This window comes from Mucilaginibacter sp. McL0603 (genome assembly GCF_049992945.1).
Taxonomy (GTDB): domain Bacteria; phylum Bacteroidota; class Bacteroidia; order Sphingobacteriales; family Sphingobacteriaceae; genus Mucilaginibacter.
This window is the reverse complement of the sequence record NZ_CP188251.1, coordinates 2,662,916-2,675,773: the sequence shown is the minus strand read 5'-3', so window position 1 is coordinate 2,675,773 and position 12,858 is coordinate 2,662,916. Positions and strand designations below refer to the sequence as shown.

Annotated in this window: 8 protein-coding genes; 4 read left to right on the top strand and 4 right to left on the bottom strand. The window is 42.7% G+C overall.

Annotated features, from left to right (window positions below; translation table 11 throughout):
• Nucleotides 1-104: 104 nt before the first annotated feature.
• Nucleotides 105-299 (bottom strand): hypothetical protein, encoded by a 195-nt coding sequence (locus ACPPVU_RS12570; RefSeq protein ID WP_426672245.1) that lies wholly within the window; start codon nt 297-299, stop codon nt 105-107.
• Between ACPPVU_RS12570 and ACPPVU_RS12565 the strand changes: the two genes are divergently transcribed.
• Complete coding sequence (locus ACPPVU_RS12565; RefSeq protein ID WP_426672200.1) at nt 207-935, top strand: peptidoglycan-binding domain-containing protein; 729 nt, start codon at nt 207-209, stop codon at nt 933-935. The two genes, ACPPVU_RS12570 and ACPPVU_RS12565, sit on opposite strands and share 93 nt — an antisense overlap.
• A 309-nt stretch (nt 936-1,244) precedes the next feature.
• Here ACPPVU_RS12565 and ACPPVU_RS12560 read toward each other — a convergent pair whose 3' ends face one another.
• Nucleotides 1,245-1,436: a hypothetical protein gene (locus tag ACPPVU_RS12560; protein ID WP_426672055.1), complete on the bottom strand. Its 192-nt coding sequence runs from the start codon at nt 1,434-1,436 to the stop codon at nt 1,245-1,247.
• A gap of 192 nt (nt 1,437-1,628) precedes the next feature.
• On the opposite strand from ACPPVU_RS12560, the gene ACPPVU_RS12555 reads away from it, so the two are divergent.
• Together ACPPVU_RS12555 and ACPPVU_RS12550 are read left to right on the top strand one after the other, a co-directional pair.
• Nucleotides 1,629-2,723: a S1/P1 nuclease gene (locus ACPPVU_RS12555; RefSeq protein ID WP_426672054.1), complete on the top strand. Its 1,095-nt coding sequence runs from the start codon at nt 1,629-1,631 to the stop codon at nt 2,721-2,723.
• A 2-nt stretch (nt 2,724-2,725) separates the two neighbouring features.
• Nucleotides 2,726-2,974: a hypothetical protein gene (locus tag ACPPVU_RS12550; RefSeq protein WP_426672053.1), complete on the top strand. Its 249-nt coding sequence runs from the start codon at nt 2,726-2,728 to the stop codon at nt 2,972-2,974.
• 87 nt (nt 2,975-3,061) lie between these two features.
• Here the strand turns inward: ACPPVU_RS12550 and ACPPVU_RS12545 are convergent, their stop codons facing one another.
• Together ACPPVU_RS12545 and ltrA are read right to left on the bottom strand one after the other, a co-directional pair.
• A complete protein-coding gene (locus ACPPVU_RS12545) occupies nt 3,062-3,874 on the bottom strand; it encodes an acyltransferase family protein (RefSeq protein WP_426672199.1) in 813 nt (270 codons plus the stop codon).
• A 916-nt stretch (nt 3,875-4,790) separates the two neighbouring features.
• Entirely contained in the window at nt 4,791-6,131 is a 1,341-nt protein-coding gene (gene ltrA / locus ACPPVU_RS12540; protein WP_426671913.1) for a group II intron reverse transcriptase/maturase, read from the bottom strand.
• A gap of 1,345 nt (nt 6,132-7,476) precedes the next feature.
• On the opposite strand from ltrA, the gene ACPPVU_RS12535 reads away from it, so the two are divergent.
• Complete coding sequence (locus ACPPVU_RS12535) at nt 7,477-12,858, top strand: hypothetical protein (protein ID WP_426672052.1); 5,382 nt, start codon at nt 7,477-7,479, stop codon at nt 12,856-12,858.

The window sequence follows — 12,858 nt, the reverse complement described above, 5'->3', positions numbered from 1 at the left end:
TGTGAAAAAACCGTGTTTTCACGGTGCACTATGAGTGTTTTTACGCTTGACCAGGATAATCGTTTTTCAATACCTTTAATAGAAAGCATCTGTGTACAAAGCAATTAACCTTCCTCCATATGATCAAGACCTTTTACAAGAACGAGCTCAGCATCAGTGCGGAGTGTTCCCAAACCACCACAAACGCCCCGAACGACGTCCGGAAAATACAATCGTGGCTCAACCTTTTCGCGCATAACCACCCTGCGGCGGGTACAGCAACGGGGATTGATGGAATCTTTGGTCCGGGCACTGCACATGCGGTCACGAATTTTCAGGCTGCCAATCAACTGGACACGAGCGGAATTGTTGACGCTGCTTTATTCGGCCTTTTGTGCGGCCCCATTAATGAAGCCTTTAGTGCAACCAGTCCAGGTACGGGCCTGCGGCAGATCATAGTGGACATAGCGCAGGCTCACCTGGCACAACGGCCTTTTGAGCTGGTGATTAATGGTCAGTCCAATAGCGGTCCCTGGGTTCGGAGCTACATGGGCGGTAACGAAGGAACTGCCTGGTTCTGGTGTATGGGTTTTGCCCAAACAATACTCGACCAGGCCGCTTCCCAGCAGGGCAAGGATTTCCGTAATCTTATGCCGCTAAGTTTTAGTTGTGATGAAGTAGGTAATCACGGTAAACACTCCGGCGCACTCATCGATTCCGGGGATATACGCAATAATCCAGGCCTAGTCCATCCGGGGGATCTTTTCCTTTTGCGCCGTCCAATATCGGGGTGGCATCATACAGGGGTAATTGCCGCTGTGGGCGACACTTTTTTTGAGACTCTTGAGGGCAACACGAATACTGATGGTTCACCGAATGGTGACGGGGTCTACAAAAGAACGCGCAGTTTCCAAAACCAGTTACTTGATGTATTTTCTATCCAAACACTAGTTTAATATTATAACACTGATTGTAAACGAATTAAAGCATAATGCCTCAAAACGAATCAACAATAGCGGTAAGATCTGGGGTACTTCCCTCCTTATCTTGCGCTGAGCATTTCAATTTTATTATTGATTGCAATTTGGCCGGATAATGTGCCGCCAGATAAAAATATAAAACAAGCACTTCAATTCAAAAATTTATGAAAATGAAATCCCGTTATCAGTTAATCAATATTTAAACTAAAGCCGGGTACTTCTCTTTTTGCCGGCTGTTTTTTTACGCTCCACATGTCCCTCCCTTACCTCTAATTCAAGGTGTCTTTACTGCGTATCGATCCCGTTTAATGCTGTCCGTAGTTCCTTTTTGATCAGCTCATGCTGTTCAAACCGCTTCCTGAGTGTGCTATGCCGCTGCCGCTCGAACATGCCGGGGTTAGGGTAAGTATCTTCCAGCAGCTCCATTGCCTCGCGGAGCATTTCCTGGGTATAGCTGATATCTGCGGGTATTTTCATTCTGAATAAAACGGGTCATCAAAATTATCAAAGATATTTTATTATGCTAATATTTTTAGCATAATTTGTAACCGCAAAAGGAACGGGGGTACTCAGCTTTGATAGTCGCGGTAAACCTGGCCTTTAAACTGGTGAGCTGATATTTATAAACAGTATTTAAAATTTAAACCATAGTCCAATTATATTCGCAGTATGAAGAGATTGTTCAATTTCGGCCTGATAGGCGTTTCAATAGCATTAATTTCCTGGGGTTTTAAAGGTCACCGCGCGGTGGCGACTATAGCCCAAAAACATCTGACCAGTAATACTGCCTATGTCGTTTCGGCTTATTTGAAAGGCGAAAGCATGGCAGATGTAGCTACCTGGGCAGATGAGAACAGAAACAATACTACCGCGCCCTGGCATTTTCTGAACCTGCCTTTAGGACTAACGCACGAACAGTTTGTGAAATTTGTGAGTGAAAGCGATAACAATGTTTACAGCGCTATTCTCAAAACGGAAGCTAACCTGAAAGATAAAAGCCTGACACCGGATCAAAAGAATGAGGCGCTGAAATATCTGATCCACCTGGTGGGCGACGCGCACCAGCCGATGCATATCAGCCGGAAAGAAGACAAGGGCGGCAATACGATACAGGTTCGTTTCGATAACAAAGGCACGAACCTGCACAGCCTTTGGGACAGTAAACTGATCGACCATGAAGGCCTGAATGAGACTGACATCGCCAGAGCTTATGACGTGGCTACGGCAGCGCAGATCAAACAATGGCAATCCGATAGTCCTATGGAGTGGATCTGGGAAAGTTACCAGATCAGCAGTGAACTCTATGCGCAGGTTAAACCTGGTCAGGAAATTGATGAGGCTTACTATCAGAAATATATTCCTGTAATCCGTAAACGTATTGACCAGGCGGGTATCCGCTTAGCGGGTGAATTAAATAAATTATTTAATAATGAGCAGGTTAAAATAACTAATGTTGCCTTGGCTCCTTCGCCGGCAAGCGCACCCGGTGCTGCTGTCGTGAAATTAGAAGATGTTAAAAATGCTGTCGGTAAAATTGTGAGTGTTCAGGGTAAAGTTTACGGCTGTAAAGATATAGGCAGCATGGTACTGGTAAATTTAGGGGCGGCTTATCCCAACCAGTTATTGACGATAGCGCTGAAGGGTCAGGCCAAAGATTTGGGTATTGGGCTGGATAATAAAACGATTACGGTGGAAGGTGAGGTAATTGATTACAGGGGAAAACCGGAGATTATTATAACAGACCCCTCGAAAATTAAAATTTAATTATGAATGAGGCGTTTATTATACCATTGGTTTACCAGGGAACTGAGCGTGAATTTAAGGCGCGTTTCGAGCGGTGGGAAAACACCCACCGGATCGCTGTGCTGATTGATGAAATGACCGTTAACTTTGAACCTGTTGAAGAAGGCGCCTACCGCGCGTTAATCAGCCCGGAATCGGTTATCTCTACCCGCACTCCCGATGTGAACCTGCTCCGCGCAGTTGCTGAAAAACTGGCCTGCTTGAGTAACTAATCCTTGTCGTAACTGCTTAACGCCTGTAGCAAAGGAGTTATTTGCGCGAAGGTTTGATTTCGGTGTTCATTAGTTTAAGGTCATTTATTAGCGATACACTATCTTTTTGGAGAGCAAAAAAAACGGCTTCTCGATCATTAAATAGAAAAGATAGGCAAAAAGCACGCTGATAATACAACTAGAGCTGAATTCGAAAGCTTTCCATAAAAAAGTCTTGGGTAACAGGGAACCCAGATGCACCACATAAGTGCTTCCAATGATATCATGCGTTAAATAAAGCGAAAATGAGATTTTCGAGAAAAAGCGAATAAAGGAATTTGATTTTATTGGCAGAATCAAAATTAAAAACGCTATCAATGTGGCCGATGTTTGCAAAGGACCTTCTACAAGGAAAGTTAATACAATTAGAATCAGTAATGTTAAAGAATACTTTAGTGTAAGTGAATTGACCCTGATCAAAAAGAGACAAATCCCGATAGCAAACCCGGGAAATACATTGATTAATCCCAGAGCCGGAATATTTACAAAAAGTGGGATGATGGATATGGCTATTAATATCAGGAACCCGAATTTTTTATTTATCAACGGAAAAATAACCGCAATGAGCAGGTAAAACTGAAATTCTATTCCCAGTGTCCAATAAACCGGATTTAGATAGGGTTGATTGAAAAAACTATTCAAATATGCGAAGTGGAATAGAACATTTATCCAATCAGGCTTATAATTGGGTACTAAAATATATTGTACTACGAGTAACAGGATGACTGAAATTATAAATGGTGGCTCTATCCTTGTTATTCGCTTTAAAATAAATGTCCTGGCCATGCTCCAGTCATAATTGTTCGGTATTGACCAGCAAATTATAAATCCGGATAAAAGGAAAAACATTTGAACACCCAGCCAGCCAAACTTTAATCCTGGTAAAACCTTCCCCCTAAATGGAATAATGCGACCGAAACGGAGGCTATGGCCCGGATATAATCAACTTGTTCGATATAAATTTTGGAAGGTGCATCGGTTGCAGGCATGTGCGCAATTTACATCTTTTTGCGTTTTTATAAATAAAAATCAGATTCGACCTCGCGTGTTTCCATTTTTAACTGATCTGAAAAAAATATTATTTTAAATTCTTCTCAGGATCGAAACCTGGATTTAACCAGCTGCTCGCAGGTGATCACTCATTGTGATAACGTCTCCCTGCCTTTCATCTTTGTTATTAGGCATCCGGCAACATGGCGTCGTATCATTGTATTTGGTTGGTCCCCGTGACCTGGGGTTTGGTTTTGGTTTGTGCGTCCGGGGCTCTTGTTAAGTTTAACAATTTATTTTTTGGGCATTTCCAGCCGGCTGGCGGGGTCCGGCTATGCGCTGTATCTCCGCGTTACGGAGGATGCCGCTGCTACCCTAATGCGGGGCATTAATAACGGTATTTTTCCGATTGGGTCATTTTGGTGAGCCGGTAATTTTATTTATGCCTGGTTTAAATCGGGGTTCGATTCCCCTACGGGCCTAAGAGTCGCTGTTTTAAAATTAAATTATAATTTTGAGAAAATGGGTTATAAATTTAAAATTAGCAACGCTGCGAGGTTTGGTACAATATTGCTTTACATAATACTTTTGTGTATTGCTATAAGAATTTTATTATGGCTTTATCAATCGTTTATTAGCTAACAAATACTTAATTACGAAGCCGCTAAGAGTCGCAAGTCCTCTAAAAAGGGGTCCGGGTAGCGCGGTTCGTTGCCTCCCCGCTCCCCCACAGATCCGTGCGAGCGGCTTTCCCGCACACGGTTCCTCTGTACTACGGCTTTGCTAATCAATGGCTGTGATAAATCCTTGGTTTCTCAAGGGGTATCCATTCGTCCGTGAGCTTTTTAATCTTCTCCCAGGTCCAAACGCGCTTGCCCCCTCGATGGTTTAACCATTTGTGGAGGATACGTCTTGTCCGTTGATAATACGAGCTGATTCTTCTCGCGTTGAATGTGATGCCGTAATAGCCATAATAGCCTCTCAGTTTTTGATTCAGTTTGGCGATGAGCACCGGTATGGAGTGCTTATGCCTGTTCAGCTTGATCCATTCATGCATCCGTTTCAGCGAAGTATTGAGCTTCTTGCTGCTCGTCTTACGCATCAGAATCCGTTCCCCTTTCCGGCTTTTGCCCATATAGTGGGTAAAGCCTAAAAAGTCAAACGTTTGTTTGGCTTGGCCCCGTTTTCCTTCTTCTACCAGATCGATTAGCCTGGTCTTTTCTGGATGCAGCGTCAGTCTGTACTTCCCCATCCGTTTGGGCAACACTTCCATTACCCGCAGCGCATCTTCCTTGTGAGTGAACCCCAGCAGATAGTCATCTGCATAGCGGATAATAAAGCTTTTCCCTTTCAGCAGCGGTTGTATTTGCTTTATGAACCAATCATCGAGCACATGGTGCAGGAAAATATTACTGATCAGTGGGGAAACCGATGCGCCTTGTGGCGATCCTTCCTCCGGATAGCTGACCTGTCCGTTTTCCATTATGCCCGCTTTGAGCCATTTGTCTATCATCTTTCTGATCACGCCATCTTTTATCCTCTGGTCCAGAAATTCCCGTAGACATTGATGGTTTATGCTTCCGAAATAGTTTTGAAGGTCGGCGTCTATTATGTAGCGCTTGCCTTTAAAGCTTACTTCTCTGAATAATTCCTCCAATGCCTGATGCTGTGACTTACCTGGTCTGAATCCATACGAGGTAGGAACGAATAGCTGCTCATATACCGGCGAGAGGATTTTCGTCACTGCACTTTGCAGCAGCTTATCTTCTATCGTGCTTATTCCCAGCGGCCGTAGCTTTCCATCACCCTTGGGTATAAATACCCGCCGGATGTGTGGTGCCCGGTAGTTCCCGCTCCTGAATGCCGTCAGTAGCTGAGGTATTCGTTCCTTGTGCTGTTCATGGTAATCGTACCATGTCTGACCGTCCACGCCAGCTGCGCCCTTTTTATTAAGGCCTGCCAGGCAGGTTTTCATCAGCGGCTCATCGATAAGATCATGCAGATTTGTCAAGGCCTCCTTCGGATATTTCCGTGACCTTTCTGCTATCTGCATTTCTACTGTTAACAATTCTTTCATGTCTCTGTGTACATTAATTGTTTCTAAAATGCAGTTCCGTAAAACAGGCATCCCCCTTCCTTACTTGGTGGCTTTCATGGAACTGATTTCCCACCGTTCTATCAGTACTATGGGGATGCTAAGACTGCCTCCGCCCTTTTCCTTCCCTTCGCTTCCGCTCGGTCCGGATACCTTTTTCGATACCGCCTTTTCTTAGCACTTGCAGGGTGGTGATATGTACCCTGCAAACTCGGATTGTTTGGGTTAGGGCATCCTTGACCTAATTTCGTAAGGAGACGGTAGGCTCTCCTGTGTTGCCGTACAACCCCAGTCTGCCTCTGACATACCCTTCGACCCCGGCCGAATCGACATGGCTCGTCTGATAGCGCCGGTTTGATGTTGTCCTGATATTCGAAAGGACCAAGACTTCGACATTGAGGAACGTTTCGAGGCTCAGTAGCATACCTTTAGCAGTCGCTGTCTACGCTTCGTGCCAGCATTACTGCTGACTACGCAAGACTCGCTTCCAGTGGTTGACTAGACCTTGCTGATCGGGATTGGTTACCCGACGGGTTGTTTCGAGGTGTTTCATTGCCAAAATCCCCACCTCACGGCCTTTGCACAGCGCGATTCGAAAAGCTTCCCCTATGGGCTACTTAGATTATAACTATGTTATTATCAATTAGTTATCTTCATTTATCGGGAATATGGCCCTAACTATTCTATAAAATACAACTACTTGATAATTAATTTCTTATCAATATTTACGCTCCCCTCCATTAGCAAAATGGACCGATTTCTGGCAGAAAAATGGGTAAAATAGCGAGTATTTTGAAGCCGATTTATGCCTGAAATATTCCGTTTAAGCCGTTCAATAATCGGACATCTTACCCAGTCTTCGCTGGAATCTGGCCATTTTTAAGTCTATCTCTTTGGCATAGAACTTCTCCTTTGGGCCGACTCTTTTTTTCAAGGTAATTTTTATTGCGTAAGTCGAAAACGGAACTGATAGTATTGTAAATTTCAAAAATAGTTTTGTAAATACCGTGTTTTCACGGTATCATTTCAGGTGTTTTTACGCATCCTTTTGTTTGTATATTTCCCTGTAAGTCAATACCTTTATTTCAATACAAACATAAATTTTGTGACTACAGGTGCTTAAGCCAATTAAACAAAAACTTATGACAGGCCAGAATTGGTTCCCAAAAAAGATGGCCATATCCACTTACAAATTGATTGTTGTTCTTATGATTTATGGTCAACGAGAATGCTTCTGAAATAATAAAATTTTACTGCTGATTTTTTTTACCCCTGAATTTCGCAGCTTATAATGATTTAGGATACTGACGATTGTTACGTGGCGTCATCAATATTTTGATAACTGTATTATATCAATTTCATTTGAAAACTATCCGGAATGACCAACGACGAAATTAAAGACTACCTGTATTTTTTCTGGGCTCCGTTACTAAAAGCAGATGCGGTTAGTGAAGCAGCTATTGATGAATTTCAGAAAATGATCATTCTCACGTTAAGTCAGGCAGTTGTATATATTGAAGCGCCGGCTTATAAAGCAGGAACCAGCACTCGTGATTTTTCAGATAACATCATCACTGATATCAATGAATTTTCCGATAAAATTTTTAATAACATTCCCCTCCGCACAACTGATGATTCTTATTGGCTTAAAATTACTGTTAGTGATTTGTTGCCTGCGGCAATCGGCTTTACAGATACACACCTTGAGCCAGAGGTATCATTCGGCCCTTTTAAAATAGCAGACAATAAATCTATAGTTTTTGATTTTTACTATTTAGCGCATCAGTTACTTCTTCAATTACCAACAACTGCCGAAATTTCCGCAGTAATATCAGCAAAAACACCAATTGTTGTACCAGATGGTGCTGTTACCAATATGAATTTAGCCGACTGCACAATATGGCTGTCAGCCATTCATTTTGATAGTAATGTTGCTGATGCAACATTATATACCAGTATTAAGTTAAAGCAGTGTGACGTCTTGTTTGACAGCGGCTTTACCAAGTCTGGTAATAAAATAGCTGCCGCCCCCTTTGTGTTTTTTTCAGGATTCACCATTACCTGTATTCCTGAAAATGAAATTCCGGATGGTTCAGGCTTTACGGTTGCTGCAGGCAATACAGTTACTTACCCGGACAAATTTGTCTTCACTTTCAAACATCGTCCTGGGTTACCACAACCCCCAAAAATAACACTCACGCATACCGAACCATTTTCATCTAAGCTGTTTGGAAGCACGGTAAATTCTGTTTCTGCTTCAGATATTAAATGCAGTTGGGCGGCGGACAAAAAATTGCTGTCATTTCCTTTACAAACAGAAAATGATTCTTTCTTAGCTACTGAAAACTCTTCCCCGGTTTTTGATTTAAAAGGAGATGGAAAGATTACCAATGCTGCCTGGTACTTTCCTGTTGTGAGTACCAATCATCCATTAGCTTTTGAAAGATTGGGTATAGCATCAGAAAGCGGGTACATAGGATTTGATATTAATGAGGGATTTTCGCTCTCCTGGAATGGTTTGGAAAATAGTGCGGTTAAACTAAAGGGATTTTTTATACGCAGCTCGCCTGAAACACTTCTTATCACTTATACTGCCAACCCTAGCCTGCTTGCCAAACAACAATTAAAACTGTGGAGGGGCAATGAGCAGCAGAAGCGGCGTTCTGTTATTGAAATGAATTATGCTGCCGGAGGGAAAGGTAATTTTATTTCTCACCGCAAAAACAGTGAACAACATATTACCAATGCAGCCATCAATGTAAACATAGATCGCCCTTTGCTTTCTAACGGAGACAGGGTGTTTTTAAAAACATCGGCCGAATTAATGCTCTTCCGGGATGGAAGCGGCATAACTGCGGTAATTGTTGGAAGCGCGATGGATCCGGCGATAGCTTTTGAAAACAACGCATTTAAACAGCTTAGCAGTTTTGCGCTTTCGAATGCACTTATTCGCGTAAACCCGGTTAAAGTATTTTTAGTGGTGGGTAAGTTAGATGCCTCAGGTATTGCAGCTGAAGGGAATTGCATTATTTTGTTTCCAGTCCCCGGCATTGAACATACACTTCCCGACCCGTATATCACCAGCCTGTTTAATGATCAGCCATTACCCAACGGTAATGTACTACCCGCCCGTGGCTTACTGGCAACAGTTAGCTGGAACGAAACAGATGAAGCTGAATTAATCATGCAGCTTTCAGATGAAAATGGAAATGTTTTTATTCCAAAGGGAACAATCAGTGATGAGCAATTGGCAGATGTTTTATTACACTTTCCGCTGCCTCATCCCGGTGAAAAAATATATGATGAAATGCTGCAGAATGAGATAGCATCGAAAGGAATGACGGCTGATATAACACCGGATGCCACGCCTTACGGAAACTATCAATCTGTTTATCATTCGAAAACAAATACCACGGGCGCATTTTCAACGCTGCATATATTGCCGGGCAATGTTTCGCTGGTAGATGTGTCAGGCAGGGCTTCTCAAATGGGAGTCGCATTTTCGCGTAGGCTTGATAATACCGAAAATGGTATTGAGGCCGTTCTGGAAAATACAGGTTATCACGTGAACCAGGTCTACCGTATTGCTAACAATGAATTGGTGAGTTCCGGCAGATTTGTAAGAGCATTCACGCTTCCGCATGTGCAATGGGAGCCGGTATATTTTGAAGACCAGAATGTTAAACCTCCTGTTTTTACTGAGGAAAATCCTTTCCCTGCCCATGGCGTGGCTACGCGCATTTCGAGTGCAAATAAGGCGGATGTGACGTTGGCGCCGGTCGCGGTTGTTAATTATATTGTTGAAGGTTTCCGGGATGAGAAAAGTAAATATGCCGCTGCGGCTCATTTTGCATTGCCCTTTGGTATGAATGCTGTTGCATTATTTCATCCGATGGTTGATGGTGTAAAACCGCCCCCTCCTCCTGAGCTACATAAACTTATTATTAAACCAAAACCAGACCCTTATTCCTACAGTGTATTAAATTTTAATCAACCTGATTTTAATTTAAAAAAAGAGCCGTTATCCGGAGCCATACAAATAACAGCCAAATCAGAAGGTTACCTGAGCGTGCCACGTGATAATTTTCCTGACGCTTCTTTTCATGGAGCCGTTCTGCAGATGCCAAAAAGGTTTGATTTCCCCCCTGTTGATAGTCGATTAAGCCAGGTAATAGCAGGTAATCAAACTGCAACTGCATTATTGAACGAGTTTGTTATTACGGAAAATGCTGATTTTGCTTTATTACACAATACAGTTACTAATAAGGTGACTAAAGTAACACAAACATTAATTACTTACGATGAGGATTCAATATTGGGGATACCAATAACCCGACAGTTCAATACACAAATGTGGCACGAGCAGGATATTGAAACCATACAGGTGGATAAAGTTAATAAGAAAGCATTTCTTACATTTAAATCATCCCGTTCACCCAATGCAAAGGTTCCGCTGAGAAGAATAGATTTTTCCGGTTTGGGCGCGAGTATATTTAGTAACTGGCTTGATAAAACTGCCGATGCGGGCGCCGTAAGCCAAGTAAAATTTAACATCCTCATTGGGAGGGTGGCTCATGAAGTAATACAGATCAAAAGCGCTATTGCACCCTTTTTTGTTCCTGTAGTAAGAACAATTATCATCGAAAGAAAAAATCATGGCAATATCATTCGGACCGATACTGGTTGGGTAGCAACGGGGCCGGGCCGGTTTCATTTTGGATATGATTGCCACCCTGGTGTAATAAAAGGAGTGTTTAATGTAACTTCTATTAAGGATACTCAGACATCACTTCCGCAACAGCTCGAAAACCTTGATGACGTTAAAATGGCCGGAGTTTATTTTGACGCAGATGTACTGATAGAAAACGTTGTCAGCGGATTTAAAGATACAGCAGAGCTTGCTGAAAGCAATTATAAACTGGTGCCATCTAAAAAACAATTCGGGTATATTATATTAGGTAATAACGCTGGAAAAAAGTTATACAAGTATTATACTAAAAAAGATTTGCAAACCTTTATGACAAGGCCTGATGTAGGTGCATTGGGTGGGCCTGTTGATTGTATCGTAAATATTGCCGGCGCCGATCAAATGATGCATGTAACAAGGGTAGATGTCACAGCTACTACTTCTACTTTGTTAGTTGCAGCAGCACGGGGAACGTTACAATTGCCAAAAGGAGGGAGCTGGTCTGTAGTTAAGAAAATAACAAACGGCGCAACCTTGCCGCTAACAAATGATGAGACTGTGCCGCTTATCCGCAATGGACAACTACAATTTGATGACTCCGGAAATCCAGCAAATATTGACTTTAAAAACTCGTTGCATGTATTAGGCAACCCGCTTGAAATTGAAAAATATGCTAAAGTCAAGCCAGCGCCGGCGGATCTAGAATATGCACTGCTTCAAAGCACCGGTACGCAAAAATTATTATTTCCGCGCCCTTCCTTTGATTCAAACGGTAATTCCATTATTAACGGGATCACAAATGGCTTAAAGCAGATTTTGGTGACCAATCCTGTTCTTGCCGATCCATATAGCCTTCTTAAAAGCAACGCTATTTTCCCGGATAACAGCGGATCATTATCGCTGAATACTGACAAAGTAACAGTAGATAGGCTTGACATTACAAAAGATACTGCGGGTATATCATTCCCCACTGAGGTTGCAAAAGCACTGGATAATTTTATACCACCGGAATGTGTCGTTAAGCCGGTTGACAAGAAAAGCAGAAAGTTGTATTTGGTAGATGAAAAGATCTTTCAGATATATATTGATTATGGAGGAGTGGATACCCCAAATCAACTATTTAAAGTAGCGTTAGATGCAATTGATGATACGAAAAGATGGCAGATGGGCAATACTGGTGTTGCTATTGTGGTCAACCTTGGTCCTTTTCAACCATTAATTACAATAAATGGAAACTTTAATGCTGAACCAGGTGCAAAGCCGACATTTGATAAGGCAAGGATAGAATGGGGCAAAGATCCCGATCTGCAGAAAATAATCCAGGTGCTTTCGATTTTATATATGCTTTCAAGCGAAAACGGAAGTAAGGATATCATTGCATCGGGATTTAGTTTTGTAATGGGCAATTCCCCTGATAGCTGGAGCTATAAATGCACCATCGAAGAAAAGATCCCGGTAATTAAATTTCCAAATCCGGTACAATTAGCGCAACTGCCCGGTCCTGCACCATTGATAGTTGAAGCGGGGCTTGATCTCGGTGTTTTTTTCAACCTGTCACTTTCTGCAGATCCTGGTAATTTAATTAAAGCTGGTGCAGGTGTGTCGTTGGGTTTTGAAGCTACAATACAGGTGCTTTTAATAACCATTGAGGCAGTTACGGCCTACGGTGTCGGCACTGCTAAAGTAGAAGTCTTCATAGAATTGCCGGACGCTAAGCCAACCTTTAAGTTCACTATGGGTTTTGGCGCAACCGTAGCCGTGCAGTTGCCTATGGTTGGTTATGTATCGCTGACCCGTGTGATCAGTCTTGGTGTTTCTATTGATAATGGCACAACTATGACCGTTGGGCAAATGCTCAGAGGTGTTTTAACCGTTGGCGGTGGTCTTGCTTCTGTCAGCGTGCAGGTGGAGGCTTCCGGCACAGTGTCTAATAAAGGCGGTGTGACGCCACATACTGAATGGACAGCCACTGTACGCGGCGTATTTACACTCGATGTTACGGTTGCCTTTGTATTAAGCTGGGACTTCTCAGAGGACTTTGAGCACGAAATTGATTTACCAAATCCTTTTTAA

Bases quoted from the DNA above. Each gene is read 5' to 3' on its own strand.
- ACPPVU_RS12570 (WP_426672245.1), bottom strand. From the start codon at position 299: ATGTGCAGTGCCCGGACCAAAGATTCCATCAATCCCCGTTGCTGTACC.
- ACPPVU_RS12560 (WP_426672055.1), bottom strand. From the start codon at position 1,436: ATGAAAATACCCGCAGATATCAGCTATACCCAGGAAATGCTCCGCGAG.
- ACPPVU_RS12555 (WP_426672054.1), top strand. From the start codon at position 1,629: ATGAAGAGATTGTTCAATTTCGGCCTGATAGGCGTTTCAATAGCATTA.
- ACPPVU_RS12550 (WP_426672053.1), top strand. From the start codon at position 2,726: ATGAATGAGGCGTTTATTATACCATTGGTTTACCAGGGAACTGAGCGT.
- ltrA (WP_426671913.1), bottom strand. From the start codon at position 6,131: ATGCCTGTTTTACGGAACTGCATTTTAGAAACAATTAATGTACACAGA.
- ACPPVU_RS12535 (WP_426672052.1), top strand. From the start codon at position 7,477: ATGACCAACGACGAAATTAAAGACTACCTGTATTTTTTCTGGGCTCCG.